This window comes from Alicyclobacillus fodiniaquatilis, from assembly GCF_042678105.1.
Lineage (GTDB): Bacteria > Bacillota > Bacilli > Alicyclobacillales > Alicyclobacillaceae > Alicyclobacillus > Alicyclobacillus fodiniaquatilis.
Map to the genome: position 1 here is coordinate 423979 of NZ_JBHUCX010000020.1, position 16293 is coordinate 440271.

The 16293-nt window shown below is 51.4% G+C and carries 15 protein-coding genes; 6 read left to right on the forward strand and 9 right to left on the reverse strand.

Going from position 1 to position 16293, the window contains the following annotated elements; all coding sequences use genetic code 11:
• Positions 1 to 6: 6 nt before the first annotated feature.
• From hslU to topA, 5 genes are all read right to left on the reverse strand, one after another.
• The gene (gene hslU, locus ACFSB2_RS08360) at positions 7 to 1401 is read right to left on the reverse strand and encodes an ATP-dependent protease ATPase subunit HslU (RefSeq protein ID WP_377942564.1); all 1395 of its coding nucleotides are present in this window, start codon (positions 1399 to 1401) and stop codon (positions 7 to 9) included.
• A 37-nt stretch (positions 1402 to 1438) separates the two neighbouring features.
• On the reverse strand, positions 1439 to 1981 hold the full coding sequence (gene hslV, locus ACFSB2_RS08365; RefSeq protein ID WP_377942565.1) for an ATP-dependent protease subunit HslV: 543 nt from the start codon (positions 1979 to 1981) through the stop codon (positions 1439 to 1441).
• Positions 1982 to 1996: 15 nt separating this feature from the next.
• Positions 1997 to 2884, reverse strand: coding sequence for a tyrosine recombinase XerC (locus ACFSB2_RS08370; RefSeq protein ID WP_377942566.1), 888 nt, complete (start codon positions 2882 to 2884; stop codon positions 1997 to 1999).
• Positions 2885 to 2887: 3 nt separating this feature from the next.
• Positions 2888 to 4204, reverse strand: coding sequence for an FADH(2)-oxidizing methylenetetrahydrofolate--tRNA-(uracil(54)-C(5))-methyltransferase TrmFO (trmFO, locus tag ACFSB2_RS08375; RefSeq protein WP_377942567.1), 1317 nt, complete (start codon positions 4202 to 4204; stop codon positions 2888 to 2890).
• Positions 4205 to 4290: 86 nt separating this feature from the next.
• Positions 4291 to 6396 carry a type I DNA topoisomerase gene (topA, locus tag ACFSB2_RS08380; protein ID WP_377942568.1) on the reverse strand — a complete coding sequence of 702 codons (2106 nt, stop codon included), beginning with the start codon at positions 6394 to 6396 and terminating at the stop codon, positions 4291 to 4293.
• Positions 6397 to 6655: 259 nt separating this feature from the next.
• Here topA and ACFSB2_RS08385 point away from each other — a divergent pair, with 259 nt between their 5' ends.
• Both ACFSB2_RS08385 and ACFSB2_RS08390 read left to right on the forward strand, forming a co-directional pair.
• Entirely contained in the window at positions 6656 to 7522 is an 867-nt protein-coding gene (locus ACFSB2_RS08385; RefSeq protein WP_377942569.1) for an MYG1 family protein, read from the forward strand.
• A 316-nt stretch (positions 7523 to 7838) separates the two neighbouring features.
• Complete coding sequence (locus ACFSB2_RS08390) at positions 7839 to 8003, forward strand: hypothetical protein (RefSeq protein ID WP_377942570.1); 165 nt, start codon at positions 7839 to 7841, stop codon at positions 8001 to 8003.
• 156 nt (positions 8004 to 8159) lie between these two features.
• On the opposite strand, the gene dprA is transcribed toward ACFSB2_RS08390, so the two are convergent.
• Positions 8160 to 9269: a DNA-processing protein DprA gene (dprA, locus tag ACFSB2_RS08395; protein WP_377942571.1), complete on the reverse strand. Its 1110-nt coding sequence runs from the start codon at positions 9267 to 9269 to the stop codon at positions 8160 to 8162.
• Positions 9270 to 9445: 176 nt separating this feature from the next.
• On the opposite strand from dprA, the gene ACFSB2_RS08400 reads away from it, so the two are divergent.
• Positions 9446 to 9622 carry a hypothetical protein gene (locus ACFSB2_RS08400; protein ID WP_377942572.1) on the forward strand — a complete coding sequence of 59 codons (177 nt, stop codon included), beginning with the start codon at positions 9446 to 9448 and terminating at the stop codon, positions 9620 to 9622.
• Between the two features lie 290 nt (positions 9623 to 9912).
• Here ACFSB2_RS08400 and ACFSB2_RS08405 read toward each other — a convergent pair whose 3' ends face one another.
• Positions 9913 to 10095, reverse strand: a complete 183-nt coding sequence (locus ACFSB2_RS08405; RefSeq protein ID WP_377942573.1) for a hypothetical protein — start codon at positions 10093 to 10095, stop codon at positions 9913 to 9915.
• A 212-nt stretch (positions 10096 to 10307) separates the two neighbouring features.
• On the opposite strand from ACFSB2_RS08405, the gene ACFSB2_RS08410 reads away from it, so the two are divergent.
• From ACFSB2_RS08410 to ACFSB2_RS08420, 3 genes are read left to right on the forward strand one after another with little or no spacing between them, the layout of a single operon-like run.
• A complete protein-coding gene (locus ACFSB2_RS08410) occupies positions 10308 to 11267 on the forward strand; it encodes an AAA family ATPase (RefSeq protein WP_377942574.1) in 960 nt (319 codons plus the stop codon).
• A 6-nt stretch (positions 11268 to 11273) separates the two neighbouring features.
• On the forward strand, positions 11274 to 12425 hold the full coding sequence (locus ACFSB2_RS08415) for a DUF58 domain-containing protein (RefSeq protein WP_377942575.1): 1152 nt from the start codon (positions 11274 to 11276) through the stop codon (positions 12423 to 12425).
• Positions 12415 to 13743 (forward strand): DUF4129 domain-containing protein, encoded by a 1329-nt coding sequence (locus ACFSB2_RS08420; protein WP_377942576.1) that lies wholly within the window; start codon positions 12415 to 12417, stop codon positions 13741 to 13743. Before ACFSB2_RS08415 ends, ACFSB2_RS08420 begins: the two co-directional genes overlap by 11 nt.
• A 190-nt stretch (positions 13744 to 13933) precedes the next feature.
• Here ACFSB2_RS08420 and ACFSB2_RS08425 read toward each other — a convergent pair whose 3' ends face one another.
• On the reverse strand, positions 13934 to 15160 hold the full coding sequence (locus ACFSB2_RS08425) for an SGNH/GDSL hydrolase family protein (RefSeq protein ID WP_377942577.1): 1227 nt from the start codon (positions 15158 to 15160) through the stop codon (positions 13934 to 13936).
• A 211-nt stretch (positions 15161 to 15371) separates the two neighbouring features.
• Positions 15372 to 16286, reverse strand: a complete 915-nt coding sequence (gene sucD, locus ACFSB2_RS08430) for a succinate--CoA ligase subunit alpha (RefSeq protein WP_377942578.1) — start codon at positions 16284 to 16286, stop codon at positions 15372 to 15374.
• Positions 16287 to 16293: the final 7 nt, after the last annotated feature.

Here is a 16293-nt window from a genome sequence, read left to right on the forward strand (position 1 = left end):
AAATCTTTACAAAATATATTGACTCACGTCGCGATTGACCACAATAGAGGCCAATTTTTCATCCACATATTGAGAAGTTATTGAAATTTCCTCCAAATTCACATCTGGCGCTTCGAACGATAAATCTTCCAGCACTTTCTCGACCAGAGTGTGCAAACGACGCGCGCCAATATTTTCCGTTTCTTGGTTGACTTGCTGTGCCATCTGCGCAATGCGATCGATTGCGTCATCTGTGAATCGTACGCGTATCCCTTCGGTCTCCAGCAACGCAGCATACTGTTTTAAAAGCGAATGCTCTGGTTCGTGAAGAATGCGCACAAAATCTTCTGCAGTCAGCGCTTCGAGCTCCACGCGAATCGGAAATCTGCCCTGTAACTCGGGAATCAAATCAGACGGTTTAGCAACATGAAAAGCGCCGGCGCCGATAAACAACATGTAATCGGTTTTGACGGCCCCGTATTTGGTGGAAACGGTGGAACCCTCAACAATCGGCAGAATGTCACGCTGTACACCTTCGCGTGAAACATCCGCGCCACGCTGTTCCTTCCCTGCGATTTTATCCATTTCATCAATAAAGATGATGCCGTGGTTCTCCGACCGATAAATCGCTTCGGCAGTGACCGCATCCATATCGATGAGCCTTTGCGCTTCCTCCTGTGTCAAAACCTTGCGCGCTTCTCGCACAGTCATCTTGCGCTTGCGGGTTTGCTTAGGCAAAATATTCCCCAGCGCCTCCTGAAGGTTGCCCATCCCTTCTGGCCCCATGCCAGGCATAAAACCAAGCGACATGCCACTTTGTTGTTCTTCCACATCAATTTCCACATACTTGTCTTCCAGTTCGCCCATGTCCAATTGATGGCGAGTTCGCCGACGCTCTTCCCGCACCGATGCCGTGCTCGGCTCATTTGAACTTTTTTCCTCTGCGCCGCCGCCAAACAACATCTCAAGCGGATTGCGCATGCTTTTGCGCGCATTTGGATCCGGCACCAATGCTTCGACAATGCGCTCATTGGCCCGCTCTTGCGCCTCGTCTTCCACTTTTTTTGCATACTCCGCTTTGACCATGCGCACCGCTGTTTCGACGAGATCGCGCACCATCGCTTCGACGTCGCGGCCGACATAGCCGACTTCGGTGAATTTGGTCGCCTCCACCTTGATAAACGGCGCGCCAACCAACTTGCTCAACCGTCTGGCAATCTCTGTTTTACCGACGCCTGTCGGCCCAATCATCAAGATATTTTTCGGCGTCACTTCCGCCTGTAAGTCAGGCGTCAACTGCGCGCGCCGTGATCGATTGCGCAGCGCAATGGCACACGCGCGTTTGGCCGACTTTTGTCCGACAATGTATTTGTTCAGATGATCCACAATCTGTCTTGGTGTCAACTCATTGTCAAAAGCCATGTTCTTCCCCCCATGTGATCCATCGTTTTGCAAACGTTCATTCTACCGACTCGACAATAATGTGATCATTTGTAAACACACAGATTTCAGACGCAATTTGCAGCGCCTGTTGGGCAATTTCAGCTGGTGTCAAATCGGTGTTGCGCGCTAGAGCGCGGCCAGCCGACAAAGCAAATGCGCCACCGGAGCCGATGGCGCAGATACCGTCATCCGGCTGAATCACCTCACCGCCGCCCGAAACGATAAAGAGCGATTCTTGATTCAGGACCAGGAGCATGGCTTCGAGTTTATGTAGCACTTTGTCAGAACGCCATTCTTTTGCCAGTTCGACAGCCGCCCGCTGCAAGTTCCCTTGGTATTCCTCCAGGCGTTTCTCAAATTTCTCAAACAAGGTGAAGGCGTCCGCCACTGAACCGGCGAAACCAGCGACCACTTTGCCCTGATAAAGCCGCCTTACTTTCTTCGCCCCCTGCTTCATGATCATACTATTGCCTAAAGTGACTTGGCCATCACCTGCCATGGCTCCTTTTCCGTCCTTCAGGACCGCAAATATCGTCGTTGCATGTAACGTCTGATCCATCCTCTTTACACCTCTTTAGTCTTTGCGTTCGGAGCGGGGATGCGCCATTTGGTACACCCGCGTCAGCCGTTCGCGTGATGTATGGGTATAGATTTGGGTACTAGACAAACTCTCATGCCCAAGCAGTTCCTGCACACTGCGAAGGTCCGCGCCGCCATCGAGCAAATGCGTAGCGAAAGAATGGCGTACACCATGCGGACTCAGATGTCCAAGCCCAGGCAGTTCCTGGATGCGCTGGAGCAGAATGCGACGCACGCTCCTATCCGTGAGCCGTCCGCCCCGTTGATTGATGAACAGCGCTGCGGTTTGCGCACTCGGCCGCACCTCAATGTATGCTTCCAAGGCCCTGATGGCTGCTTGACCAAGGATGACATAGCGCTCTTTCGCCCCTTTGCCAGTGACCAAAGCCAATCCATCGGCAAGCGACACATCGCTCACATCCAAGGAAACGCACTCGCTGACCCGCACCCCAGTGGCATAGAGAAACTCAAATAGCGCCCGGTCGCGCCTGTCAGCAAATCCGCTGCCCGCGATGTGGTCAAGCAGTTCTTGCATGTCCTCTTGATAATAGTAGCGGGGCACCATTTTGTCGCGTTTCGGCAGCGAAAGCGCGCGCGCAATGTTTTGTTCGATCACGCCGTTTTGTTCCAGATAATCGAAAAAAGCGCGAAAACACGACATCCGTCGTGCCACGCTTGCTTTGCTTTGACCACGTGTGAACTCGTGCGCCAAAAATCCGCGCAAACAAGGCACCGTGATCTCACGCGCATCTGTGATGCCGCTTTGCGCAAGATGTTGAACAAGCGCTTCTAAATCCTTGCGATATGCCACCAATGTCCGCTCGCTCCATTTGAGCTGACGTTCCTCAATAAATTGTTGCACGTATCGCTCAAATTCCGCCAATGTTTACACCCTCAACATGCCAATTTGCTCCCCGATGGCCGCCAGTGCCCGGTCCGCGTAAGCCTGATTGCGCGCGCGCTTGTCCTTGACCCGCTCTGCCAGGGGAGGAAATAACCCGAACGTCGCATTCATCGGTTGGAAATTGTCTTTTGAAGTATGCGTAATATAATGCGCCAAACTGCCCATCGCTGTGACATCAGGCAACGTCGCAGGCGCTTTTCCCTGTGCCACGCGCGCCGCGTTGAGCCCGGCGACAATGCCAGCAGCAGCCGATTCCACATACCCCTCCACACCAGTCATTTGCCCCGCGAAAAAGAGCGTCTCGCGCGCTTTTGTCTGATAAGTCGGCAACAGAATCTGCGGGCTATTAATATATGTATTCCGGTGCATCACACCATAACGCACAATCTCAGCATTTTCGAGGCCAGGAATCAGACCAAACACCCGCTTTTGCTCGCCCCACTTCAAGTGCGTCTGAAATCCAACCAAATTAAACAAGGTCGCCGCGCCGTTGTCTTGACGCAATTGAACCACCGCATGCGGACGTTTGCCTGTGCGCGGGTCGCGCAGACCTACAGGCTTCATCGGGCCAAAGAGCATGGTTTGCTTGCCTCGTTTGGCCATGACCTCAATCGGCATACACCCTTCAAAGTACTGTTCCTTCTCGAATTCTTTGAGTGGCGCGCATTCAGCCGTGACAAGCGCCTCATAAAACGTTTCAAATTCCGATTCGGTCATCGGGCAATTCAGATATGCCGCTTCCCCTTTATCATAGCGCGAAGCCAAAAACACCTTGTCCATATCCACCGATTCTTTTGTGATAATCGGCGCGGCAGCGTCAAAGAAATACAGGTATTCCTGCCCGATAAACCGACGAATGTCTTCAGCCAGCAGCGGGGAAGTGAGCGGCCCTGTCGCAATGACTGTAATCCCTTCCGTCGGGATTTGCGTCACTTCTTCGCGGCGCACCTCCACATTCGGGTGTGCTTCCAACAACTGCGTCACTTGGCGTGAAAAACGCTCGCGATCCACCGCCAACGCGCCGCCTGCTGGCACGCTGTGCTCGTCAGCCGCCCGCATGATCACCGAGTTAAACTGGCGCATCTCTTCTTTTAACAAACCAACCGCATTGGTCACACTGGCTGCCCGCAACGAGTTGGTACACACCAATTCAGCAAATTCCTGTGTGTGATGCGCTGGTGTCTGTTTGACAGGGCGCATTTCATACAAGATGACCTCTGCCCCTTGTTCTGCAGCCTGCCAGGCCGCTTCCGAACCTGCCAAACCAGCGCCAATGACGGTTACTTTTTGCGTAGACATGCCATTCTCCCCTTTCCGCGCTAAGCCGCTTTACTCCACTATAAACGGCCGGGCCGCTTTTGGGCGGCCACGCTGTGCAACAATGCTCACGATGATTTGCGCGAACTTTCCGCTTCAATTGGCGCCGCGTGCGGGTGCGCTTTCTCATTGCTGCAGACCACGGTCACTTTGCCTTTTGAATGTTTTTCCACCAGCGGATGATCGCAAATGGGACACATTTGCCCTGTTGGCTTTTGCCACAGCACATAATCACAGTCCGGATATCCACTGCAGCCGTAAAACACCTTGCGCCGCTTGCCCCTTCTTTCGAGCAATGGTTTGCCGCAACGCGGACAGTCAACCCCCGCTTCCTTGGTTATCGGCTTTGTGTTCCGACACTCCGGAAAGCCAGGACAGGCCAAGAACTTGCCATAACGGCCATTCTTGTACACCATCATGCGACCGCATTTGTCGCAAGGCACGTCCGACTCTTCATCTTTCAGTTCAATGTGGGCAAGCGATGTTTCCGCATGCTCCAAATCCTGCTCGAATTGATCATAAAACCCTTCGAGTAACTGAACCCAATTTGCTTTGCCATCTTCGACAGAATCGAGTTCATCTTCGAGGTTGGCTGTAAAAGCGACGTCGATGAGCTGTTTAAAATTCTCAACTAACAACTCGACGACAATTTCCCCAAGTTCAGTCGGCAAAAACCGCTTTTGCTCAAGCAGCACATAGCCGCGTTTGAGTATCGTGTCAATGGTCGTCGCATACGTGCTCGGACGGCCAATGCCCAATTCCTCCATCGCTTTGACCAAACTGGATTCTGTGTAGCGCGGCGGCGGCTGCGTAAAGTGCTGTTCCGGTTTGACATCGGATGGCTCCAACACCTGCCCCTGTTCCACTGGCGGCAACAATTTTCCATTGTCATCGTCATCCGCATCGTCGTTTCCTTCAATGTAGACGGCCATGAATCCTGGAAATTTGATAACCGACCCCGTCGCACGAAACCAGGCGCCGTTCGTCTCGGAATCAACGCTGGTCGTATCAAGCACTGCAGAAGCCATCTGGCTGGCCACAAAACGCTCCCAGACCAATTTGTAGAGACGGTATTGGTCACGCGACAAATACCCCTTGATTTGCTCTGGATGACGCAAAGTCGATGTCGGCCGAATGCCTTCGTGCGCATCCTGAGCATCATCTTTCTTGCTGTACTTGCGCGGCTGCGCTGGAACGTATTCCGCGCCAAACTCCGAGGCAATCCATTCCCGCGCTTCCGCTTGCGCAGACTCTGCAATGCGCGTGGAATCCGTACGCATGTACGTGATCAACCCCACGGTTCCCTCGCCGCCAATGTCCAAGCCTTCATATAGTTGCTGTGCGACAGACATCGTCTTGTACGCGCGAAAGCCCAATTTGCGCGCCGCTTCCTGTTGCATACTGCTCGTGGTAAACGGTGCGGCAGGATTGCGACGGCGTTCCGATTTTTTGACTTTCTGTATCGTCAGCGGTTTGCCGTCGATGCGTTTGAGCAATTCCTTTACCGACGCTTCGTCTGGCAAAGCGGTTTTTTGCTCATCATAGCCATAAAATCGCGAAACCAGCTTTTTGCCGCCTACCGGACACGTGACATCCACCGTCCAGTATTCTTCCGGCTGAAATTTGCGGATTTCATTTTCCCTGTCCACAATCAGACGAACTGCGACAGATTGCACACGTCCAGCCGAAAGCCCTTTACGCACCTTTTTCCACAACAGCGGACTCAAGCGATAACCGACCAGCCTATCCAGAATGCGTCTGGTCTGCTGCGCATTCACCAAATCCATGTCGATCTTGCGCGGCGACTTAAAAGCATCTTTCACAGCATCCTTCGTGATTTCGTGAAATACAACGCGGCACTGTTCATCCGGATTCAGTTCCAACAGGTGCTGCAAGTGCCAGGCTATCGCTTCCCCTTCGCGATCCGGGTCAGCCGCCAGAAATACTTTTTTCGCTTTTTTTCCTGCATTGCGCAGTGTCTTAATGACATCGCCTTTGCCACGAATCGTTATATATTTAGGTTCAAAGCCATGTTCGACGTCGACTCCGAGCTGCGACTTCGGCAGATCTCGAATATGCCCCATCGAGGCCTTTACCGTATAACGTTTTCCTAAGTACTTGCCGATTGTCTTCGCCTTTGCAGGTGATTCGACAATCACTAAATAATCGGCCACAACGTCTCCTCCTTGTTCGTCTCACGCCGTGGTACCCCCGGAAACCGGGTTCCACCCATATTATCACCACAGCAAAATTCATTGCAAACAAGGAATCGCACGAATTTTGTCGATCACGCTCGGAATCGTCCAAAAACACCATAAATCTGTTTCCGCAGCGAAATCAATCCACGCATTCCTCAACTTCTAAGCGAAATTTATGTATACTGGGAATCACCCCATCTGTTAGGGGGTTCATATGTAAAGGGAGCCATGAACAATGTTGATCGGGACACATCATGGAACATTTCATGCCGATGACGTATTTGCGGTCGCCATGTTGAAACAAATTTATCCTAACGCGGATATCGTCCGCAGTCGAGATCCGGAGATCTTGCGTCGATGTGACATCGTAGTGGATGTCGGCCATGGCAAATATGATCATCACACAAACGAAAAAGTTTATCGAGAAAACGGGTTGCCATACGCCAGTGCAGGACTCATCTGGCGAGACTTTGGCGCGCAAGTGCTTGCAACACAAGAGGCGGGTGATGCCAGCGACATATTGATCAAAGCGATTGACGAACGTCTCATCCAAGGCATTGACGCCATTGACAACGGCGTCGAGATCGAAAAAGACGCAAAATTAAAAACCGTTTCCGAACTGATTGGCGGCTTTAATCCGACTTGGCATTCCCACGCGGATGAACACGCGGCATTCGCCGCAGCGGTCGCTTTCGCCACGCAGATTCTCACCAACCAAATCAAATCTGAAATCGCTCGTTTGGCGGCCGTCGAACTGGTCGCAAGCGCGTATGAACATCGGCTGTATAAAGAGTTTCTCATATTGGAGACGTTTTGTCCTTGGTCAGAATCCCTATTCAATATGGATTTGGCAAAAGAAGTGCTCTACGTCATCTTCCCAGATAAATCAGGCCAATACCGCATTCAAGTGGTGCCTAAGCAGCTAGGTTCCTTCGAAGCTCGTAAACCGTTGCCCGAACAATGGGCAGGCAAAGAAGGAGACGAATTAGGCAGTTTGATTGGCATCCCTGATGCTGTGTTCTGCCATCCTGCGCGATTTATCGCGGGCGCCAAGTCCAAAGACAGCATCTTAATCATGGCGCAATTGGCTTTGCAAAACTGAAATGAAGCTGATATGAAACATGTGTTGCCGTTTCATATCGGTTGGAAATCACGAGCGGGTTGCCCGTCTAGCTTGTGGCACTTTAGATTGCGCCGCCTGCGTTTTTTCGATTGGCACCATCATGGTCTCTGATGATGCCAATCGCGCTATGCATGGTCGACTTTGCGCTGAAAGCGCTTGTTTTTGTCGAAACGAAGTACAAATCTTTAACGTTGTTTGACAAGTGTTTCGCAACAAGGTTTTTGCCCTAGCAATCATCGTCGCTGAGATTATAATGACCGTGGATAGCAAGATTATGAACGCGGGAGTGGCATAGATGGTTGCTTTTGAAATTATCACGGTTGCTTTGTTGCTCGTTGTCGGTATTGCGCTTTTGATTGGAAACTCTCGGGCGGAGAAGTTTTTGAAACACGAAGAAGAAACGCTTGGCGCACACGAAGAAAAGAACATCGAAACATCGCATACAACACGTGTCAGCTAATTGTTGCGCGTGAGCAATGTACATCTCTATCATGATGGGCTGATGTGTGATGGGCTAGGACTTGGAGGGGCGGCCTGTAAAAGTGCCCCTCACGCCACATCACACATCGTATATGCCATGCCTCCCCCAAAAATCCAGTCAACTTCTTGGCTCACTTTATGACTTTTTCTCCAGTGCTAATTTTAATTGATAACATCCGTCAAAATGCCGTTCTACGATACCGCCGATTTCAAGTTCAAGCAGTGATGCGTACACATGACCTGGCGGCATGGAAGCTATCTGCGCAAGTTCCCCAGCGCGCAAAGGTCCCTCTTCCGATAGATAACGCACCAATGTTTGCAAATGTTCTGCAATTTCCGGACCAGCTGACGTACGGGCGACAAGCGGTCCATTGCTCAATTGACGCGCGAACATGTCTGGGTCAACCACAGGCGCGGCACCATCATTGAGCAGTAAATGAGAACCACGAAATGACTTTGAAGTAATCGGTCCGGGTACAACATAGACATCTCGCCCTAAATTCAGTGCACTCTCGGCGGTGATGATGGCGCCACTTTTTTCGCCTGCCTGAATTACGACAGTCGCCAGCGCCAACCCAGCAATGAGGCGATTGCGTTCGGGAAAGCGATGCTTGGCGGCAAGGCTCCGCGGTTGGTATTCGCTGACGACCAACCCTTTTGTCAACAAATGTGTATACAAACGACGGTTGCTTGGCGGATAGCACACATCCACACCGCAACCTAAAATCGCAATGCATCTGCCATCGGCAGCCAGCGCCGCTTGATGTACCTGCTGATCTATTCCAAGCGCCATGCCGGAACAAATGGCCATGCCCGCTTGTGACAGCGACGTGCTGATCCATCGCGCCGCTTCAAGCCCATAGCTGGATGCCCGGCGTGTTCCCACCATGGATACGATATATGAATCATGTAATAAACTGGTGTCGCCGCGAGCGAAGAGGACTATCGGGGGCGATGCAAGATCCAAAAGCGGAACCGGGTAGTGCTCATCTCCGAGCACCAAACACGCTATGCCGCTTTTGTTCAAGGCCGCTTCTAAATAGGGTGCCTTTTGTTCAACCTGTTCGCGCCAGCGACGCATATTTTCCACCGTTGTTGGGCGCACGCGAACAGCTTGCCGCCAAGCTGTCTCATCGGCAGCATGAAAGTGCTTCATCGTGCCAAATGCGCTGAAGAACGTTCGCAGAGTCGCCGCCTCAAGCCCAGGACACAGCGCCCAAAAAATGCGCAGCGTGCGTTCATCCATTTCATCACCTCAAACAGACTTCTTTGGCCATGAACCTTCCTTTTCTTGAAGCGATTATCCGACATCAGCCACATCCCAGTCCATGACGCACAGGATAAAACAAGATATATCGTATAGATTCGCGGTTGGAGCCCCACACTAAACAGAATTCTGGCTGACGTATGGAGGGGTGTAGCATGAAAGTGCGAGAAGGATTGATGCCAACTGTACTGAACACGGCTCTCACCGCCACAAGTCTCACATTGAACAACCGAAGGAAAAAGGTTCATCCTGTCATCGGCTGGTCGATTGTCGCACTGAACGCTTCACAAGTGATCATGGAGGCATGCAGCCTTGTGAGACAACGTCGCTAGAATGCAATCATCGCAGCGGAGTTTCAAAAAACGCGCTCCGCTGCGATGATCATTTTCACACATGAATGTTTCACTTTTCCCTGTTTTCAGCGCATTGTGTTACGCAACACAATGTCAAAAACATCGCGAGAAAAAAGAAAGCCACTGCGTCGCAGCGGCCAAAGATGTAGAAAAAGGGGGTCAATTGATGCAAGAAAAAGTGTGCAAATTCGTTGCTGAGTGCAATATAAAACATGAACTTCGAATTTACATTGAAACCGTACAAAACATGCCTTTTTTAATTCACTGTACTAGTCTTGCTGTGTCTCATCTTTTAAGTTCCGGCGTTGTCCATTCTCCAAAAAGACAACCCCATCACTCGTTCCAGCAAAATAGACATCTCGGATCTGCTCTCTGGTGATTTCCGATCCAGTCAGTTCCTTATCGTGCGTCTCATTCACACCTTCGTTATGAGAAAGCGACCTCTTCTCCATCGTACCCCTCCGTTCGGAACACCCGTTGTGTCCACAAGTAGTTTTTCCGAACCACCATGGATTAATCGTATTTTTTTCCTGTATTTCGCATATAGACTTCGACCGAGCGACAATGAACTGGTATCATAGTAAGCAAATGGTCTTTGTACTTTGACTGTAATCGTTCAAAACCAAATAGCAGAGAACATATGCAAGTGGAGAGGATTGAAGTTATGGATCTACAGGAGATTCGTTCACTGGCCAACCGCGTGCAACAGAATGTAGAAAATGTAGTGGTAGGCAAACATGAAATTGTCGAATCATTGCTCATTGCCCTGATTTCACGCGGACATGTCCTGCTTGAGGACGTTCCGGGTACAGGCAAGACCCTCTTGACCAAGGCGCTGGCGAAATCTTTGAATTGTGTAAGTAAGCGCGTTCAATTCACGCCAGATCTTCTGCCGAGCGATTTAACCGGCATCAATTTCTACAATCAAAAGTCAGGCGCGTTTGAATTTCGCGCTGGTCCCGTTTTCACCAATCTTCTGTTGGCAGATGAAATCAACCGCGCGACACCGCGAACCCAATCGAGCCTATTGGAATGCATGGAAGAGCGGCAAGTGACCATCGACGGCGAAACGACGCTATTAGACCAACCCTTTCTCGTGCTCGCGACACAGAATCCCGTGGAAACACAAGGGACTTTTCCGTTGCCGGAGGCACAGCTTGATAGATTTCTGTTCAAACTGCACATGGGTTATCCTTCTACCTCTGAAGGCGTGTCCATCTTGCGCCGCTTTCAAACGTCCAATCCGTTGGATGCACTCTTGCCCGTTGCGACAAAAGAGGAAATTGTCCAGGCGCAACAAAGCTTCACGACCGTTACCGTCGACGATGCGGTCCTTCTTTACTTGTTGCGCATTGTCGAAAGCACACGAGAAGACGCCGAAGTGGAAATCGGTGTCAGCCCGCGCGGCAGTCAAGCGCTCCTTCGGGCGGTTCAGGTCCGGGCTTGCCTGCGCGGCCGCACATTTGTGACCCCCGATGACATCAAGGCGCTCGCTGTACAGGTCTTGGCCCATCGCCTGGTCATAAAGCAGGTTGTCCGCCGTCGCGGCGTCAGTGGGGAGGATATCATCCGTCGTATCCTGGACCAAGTTCCCGTCCCTACAGAAGAAGCCATCGGAGAGTAGACAGCCATGGACATTCGCTGGTTGTTCCTCCTCGCCGTGCTGTTTGTCGTTGTAGAAGTGATATTATACCGCCAGTTGGCGCTGAGACACTTGCAATACAGCCGCACGTTATCTGCACCCAGCATACATGCGGGCAGTGAAATCCAGATGGTCGAAGTCATCGCAAATCGCAAATTCTTGCCACTTCCTTGGATTGTACTGGAAGCGACTTTTGATGTCAGTTGGCTGTTCGGCAATCAAGCCGATTTGACCATCCAAACAAATGACAAGAGTCAATACCATCGCAGTTACTTCACACTGCGTCCGTTCACGCGCATCACCCGCCGCCACACCATCCATTGCCATCGACGCGGGGTGTTTGAACTCAAGAGCGCTTCCATGCTCTGTGGCGACTTTCTCGGCTTGAGCACAAGCCGCAAGCAATGGGCGTTGACCGGAGAAAACACAAAACTGGTCGTCTTTCCACCGCTTATCCCGCAAGACAGCGTACAGTTGCCCAGCCACAGCTGGCAAGGGGATGTCGCCGTCCGTCGTTGGATCCTGCCGGATCCATTTATTCGCGTGGGAAGCCGACCATATCAAGCGGGCGATCCACTGAATCAAATCAACTGGAAAGCGACCGCGCGCGCGACGACATTACAAGTTCACCAGCAGGCGTTCACTGCTGATTATCATCTAAAAATTCTGCTCAATTTTGTCGTCAGCAGCGATATGTGGCTACAATCCGTGACAGAACCCGAGCGCGTTGAAGCAGGCATTTCCCTAGCCGCAACGTTGGCTACAGATGCGATAGAACAAGGGATAGCAGTCGGATTTGCCTGCAATGGTGCAGTGCGTGAGGGAAAGCAGGAAATCGATACGGAACCAGATGTCGGACAGAGCCATTTGCACGCATTGCTCACCGATATGGCCAATCTAGAAATTCGTGTCACCAAGACGTTTGAGGCTCTGCTTCAAAATGAAATTGATACGTACCCAACGGGAACCGATTATCTCATCATCTCTGGTTACACGGACGACACCCTAGATATGTTGATGGATCAGCTGCGCGACTTGGGAAATGCTGTCGAGGTGCTCCAATTGCCGACGACAGCCGAAGCCAATGCGTGGCTACAGCCAGTGACGCCACAGAAGGAGGTAGCAGCCAATGCAAGGTGAAACCGTTTTGATCCGCCAACGTGCCACAGACCACCTGTGGCGGACCATTCTGCTCGGTTGGGCTGACATTGTGTTTTATGCCCCCGCACTCATTATCATTGGTGTCTATGATGTCCAACCTGATTGGCTTTGGCTCTGGCTCCTTTTCCCATTCGCGTTGACTGCAGCCGGAAGTTTGCTCGCCTTCGCAAGCAGCGGTCGAATTGGCTCACTTTGGTCGGTCATCTTGCCCTTGTTCTTGGTTTCCATCGCCTGTGCTGAATTGGTGGCTAAACACGATACTGTCTGGCCAGTCGCGCTGTGCAGCGCGGCCGGACTTGTGGTGGCTATCCGCAGTGCATCCCACTGGCGCACCATCAGCGGCATCTCGCAAATCCTTACGTTTCTGCTCGGCATCGTGCTGCATATCGTCGCTTTTTATGTATTTTCCATCCTCGCGCCGCTATCTGGCTGGCTTGTCGCCATCACCATCACCGCCATGATCAGCCTGGGGATTACGCTCTATTCCTTCAATCAATTTCACCTGGATAGCTTGCTGTTGGAGCGGGATCGGATACGAGGACTGCCTGCGCGAACGATGCTGTACAACCGCTTGAGCATCGCGCTTGTCATCTGCGGCATTTGGCTGGTTTTTGGCATTGGCATTCTCATTTTCGGATTTTCTCGCTTCCATCCAGGAACGCCTGAAAACATTGCGCCTAATCTCCCCACACAGCCATCGCAAAAACATCAGATTTTACCGCCGCTCAAAGGTAAAAAGCCGACACATGTACAAGCGCCCTCCCACCCCAGTCTATGGATGACCATCATCCGCGATGTGGTGCTCGTCGCTTTCCTCGCAGCCATTGCCATCGGGCTCATTTGGCTGATTTGGAAAAAAATCATTCCGTACATGACTGCTTTGTACCGCCAATTGAACCGCAAAACAGCGGTACTACAGGCTGGGTACATCGATGAAGAAGAGACTTTGTCGCGCAATACACGCTCCATGCGCAAAAATCGACGCCACAGAAAACAGCGAGAAGCCACATGGGCAGAATTGGGCACCACTGCAGAACAAATCCGCTACTTGTACCGTGCGTTGATCCACCAAGCCCATCAACAAGGGTTTACCTGGAAGCCGACAAGCACAGCGGCTGAAACCATCCAGGATATTGAAACGTGGCAGGCGTCAAGCTCCGGCACCCAGCAAGTTTTAGATGACACGTTGTCTGAACACATCGGTCCTCTCTACGATCAGGCGCGTTACAGCGATAGAATGGAGATCGACCAAGCTGAAGTGGAGGCTTTAAAAAAAGCGCTAGATGAGCATACCTGATACGAGAAAGCGCCAGATGTAGCATGAAAATACCGTGAATTTGGGGATTAGATTGGCTGTCGACCAAGTTACATTGAGGATGACCTTCTCACAAACCTTCATTTGCGTCAAAAGCTGGGCAAAGCCCAGCTTTCTGTTCAGCAGACTGTCGTCCCCGCATAGGATATGTAACCCTTACAGGAAAACGGACTTACCCCTTTTTCTTCGCCTTCGGTACCAGAATCACAAAATCACCGCTTGCTTTCTGGGTGATGGATAGCTGTCCTTTTTTCACGGTAATGGACTTCACCTGCTTCAGTCCATTCCCTTGCATTTGATAGACTTTGGCCTTCTTCGGTATTTTTTTGTCAGTGATGGTCAGTGTATACGCCTTTTTCAATGTCGCACTCGAAGCGAAGTTCACAGCGTATTCGGCAAAAAATTGCTCATTCTTCGGCAAATTTTTTGGTTGGAACGCTTGACTGGTCAAATCAGCTTCCGTCGCCTGATTCAACGCGTCAGCTGGCAAATGCAATTTGACCGACCGCCCATTCAAGCTCCCCGTCAGCGCGCCCCCCGTCTGCGCTATATTTCCCACCAATAGATGTGTGACACCAGCCGCCTTTTTTGGCGTCTTCATTTTGCTTTGTAAGGATTGCAGCGCTTGTTCACCGATATTGGCCAATGCCGCCTGACCAGTCGCATTCGGGTGCACATCTTCTTCTGCCAAGCGGACGTATGTCCATTGATTGCCGTTAAACGCGTCGTATGCATCGGCGACAACGACATTCTTGCTTGCCGTAGCCACTTGCTGAATGGCTGCATTTTCGTACGATTCCAGTTCTTCGTCAACCGCACTTAGAGGGGACTGACTGGGGAATGGATTATATAGATTGTAGGCGACAATCGGCGCAGACGTCTGTGCACGGATATACGCAACAATCTGCTTAAAATTTTGGCCGAAGGCATCGATGATGGAAAAAACCTCAGCCTCTTGCGCCAATGTGAGTGTGGGTGCTGTCGTAGCAGTGGCATCGTTCAACAAGCCATTGTCACTGGCCCACTGCAAGAGATCATTGCTGCCGATGTCCAAGGTAACGACCGACGCGCCTTGAATGGCGCGGGTAAAATTCGGCTGTTTGATCACGGTGGCTAATTCGCCGGAAGTCATGTCTGGTATGCCGAGATTCGATACATTGAACTGATCTGTCGCGCCTATCAAAGCTGGGTATGCCAAGCTCGACGGAATAGAGTTGTTTTTTGTATCTTGCAGGTTGTAGCCAAAAGTGATGGAGTCTCCCAACGCAACAAGCGTTTGTTTCGGCGGAGGCGTTGATCCTTTCGTCGCAGCGAATGCGGACGGCGCCATGGCCATGCCAGAGGTCATCGCCAACGCGACAGCGGCCAACTTCGCCACAGAACCAAACCAAATCTTCATGAAATCCCCCTCTTCTCTTCTAAATATCCTCATCTGCCAATTATATCATGCCTCGATTCATTCTGAATTGTTTTACAAGATATAACGGGTTGAGACCACAGGGAGATCAACACAAAAACGCGACTTCGAGCATCGCTGGAAGTCGCGTTTTTTCAAAACCATATGTCACAGCGAAACCAAGTTCCGCCATTCAAATGCACTCAATGTCGCTTCAAACTGTCGCCTCGTGCGTTTTGCACTTGGCGAGCAATCCGCGTTCTTCGATCACGCTGTACAACGTCGATCCCATTTCGGACGGTGTTGGTGCAACTCGAATGCCGCACGCTTCCATCGTCTTGATTTTCGATTCAGCTGTACCGCTGCCACCAGAGACAATAGCGCCCGCGTGACCCATGCGGCGTCCCGGAGGTGCCGTCGCCCCGGCGATAAAGCCAACCACCGGTTTGGTCATGTTTGCCTTGACCCATTCGGCCGCTTCTTCTTCTGCGGTGCCGCCGATTTCACCAATCATGATGAGCGCTTCTGTATCGGGGTCTTCGTTGAACAACTTCAAGACATCAATGAAGTTGGTGCCATTGACTGGGTCTCCGCCGATGCCAACAGCAGTGGATTGACCAATGCCGCGAACGGTCAGCTGATAAACCGCTTCATAGGTCAACGTCCCACTGCGTGAGATAACGCCCACTTTGCCTGGTTTGTGAATATAGCCAGGCATAATGCCGATTTTGCACTCGTCTGGTGTGATGACACCGGGGCAATTCGGTCCGATAAGGCGAGTGTGACGTCCTTGCATATAGCGTTTCACTTTGACCATATCCAGCACAGGAATGCCTTCTGTAATACAGATGGCGAGATCCAATTCCGCATCTGTCGCTTCCATGATGGCATCTGCTGCAAAAGCAGGCGGCACATAGATGACTGACGCATTGGCGCCTGTCTGCTCTACTGCCTCTGCGACCGTGTTGAATACAGGGACGCCTTCAACTGTGGTGCCACCTTTGCCCGGTGTGACGCCACCGACCACTTGTGTACCATATTCCAGAGCTTGTTTAGTATGGAACAAACCTGTCGCTCCAGTGATACCCTGCGTAATCACTCGTGTATTTTTGTTCACTAAGATGCTCACGGTATTC

What these genes read in the sequence shown, in the direction of transcription:
- ACFSB2_RS08400 (WP_377942572.1), top strand. Translation starts at nt 9,446, where the DNA reads ATGAAAGTGCGAGAAGGATTGATGCCAACTGTACTGAACACGGCTCTC.
- hslV (WP_377942565.1), bottom strand. Translation starts at nt 1,981, where the DNA reads ATGGATCAGACGTTACATGCAACGACGATATTTGCGGTCCTGAAGGAC.
- dprA (WP_377942571.1), bottom strand. Translation starts at nt 9,269, where the DNA reads ATGGATGAACGCACGCTGCGCATTTTTTGGGCGCTGTGTCCTGGGCTT.
- ACFSB2_RS08390 (WP_377942570.1), top strand. Translation starts at nt 7,839, where the DNA reads ATGGTTGCTTTTGAAATTATCACGGTTGCTTTGTTGCTCGTTGTCGGT.
- ACFSB2_RS08420 (WP_377942576.1), top strand. Translation starts at nt 12,415, where the DNA reads ATGCAAGGTGAAACCGTTTTGATCCGCCAACGTGCCACAGACCACCTG.
- ACFSB2_RS08415 (WP_377942575.1), top strand. Translation starts at nt 11,274, where the DNA reads ATGGACATTCGCTGGTTGTTCCTCCTCGCCGTGCTGTTTGTCGTTGTA.
- trmFO (WP_377942567.1), bottom strand. Translation starts at nt 4,204, where the DNA reads ATGTCTACGCAAAAAGTAACCGTCATTGGCGCTGGTTTGGCAGGTTCG.
- ACFSB2_RS08385 (WP_377942569.1), top strand. Translation starts at nt 6,656, where the DNA reads ATGTTGATCGGGACACATCATGGAACATTTCATGCCGATGACGTATTT.
- hslU (WP_377942564.1), bottom strand. Translation starts at nt 1,401, where the DNA reads ATGGCTTTTGACAATGAGTTGACACCAAGACAGATTGTGGATCATCTG.
- ACFSB2_RS08425 (WP_377942577.1), bottom strand. Translation starts at nt 15,160, where the DNA reads ATGAAGATTTGGTTTGGTTCTGTGGCGAAGTTGGCCGCTGTCGCGTTG.
- ACFSB2_RS08410 (WP_377942574.1), top strand. Translation starts at nt 10,308, where the DNA reads ATGGATCTACAGGAGATTCGTTCACTGGCCAACCGCGTGCAACAGAAT.
- ACFSB2_RS08405 (WP_377942573.1), bottom strand. Translation starts at nt 10,095, where the DNA reads ATGGAGAAGAGGTCGCTTTCTCATAACGAAGGTGTGAATGAGACGCAC.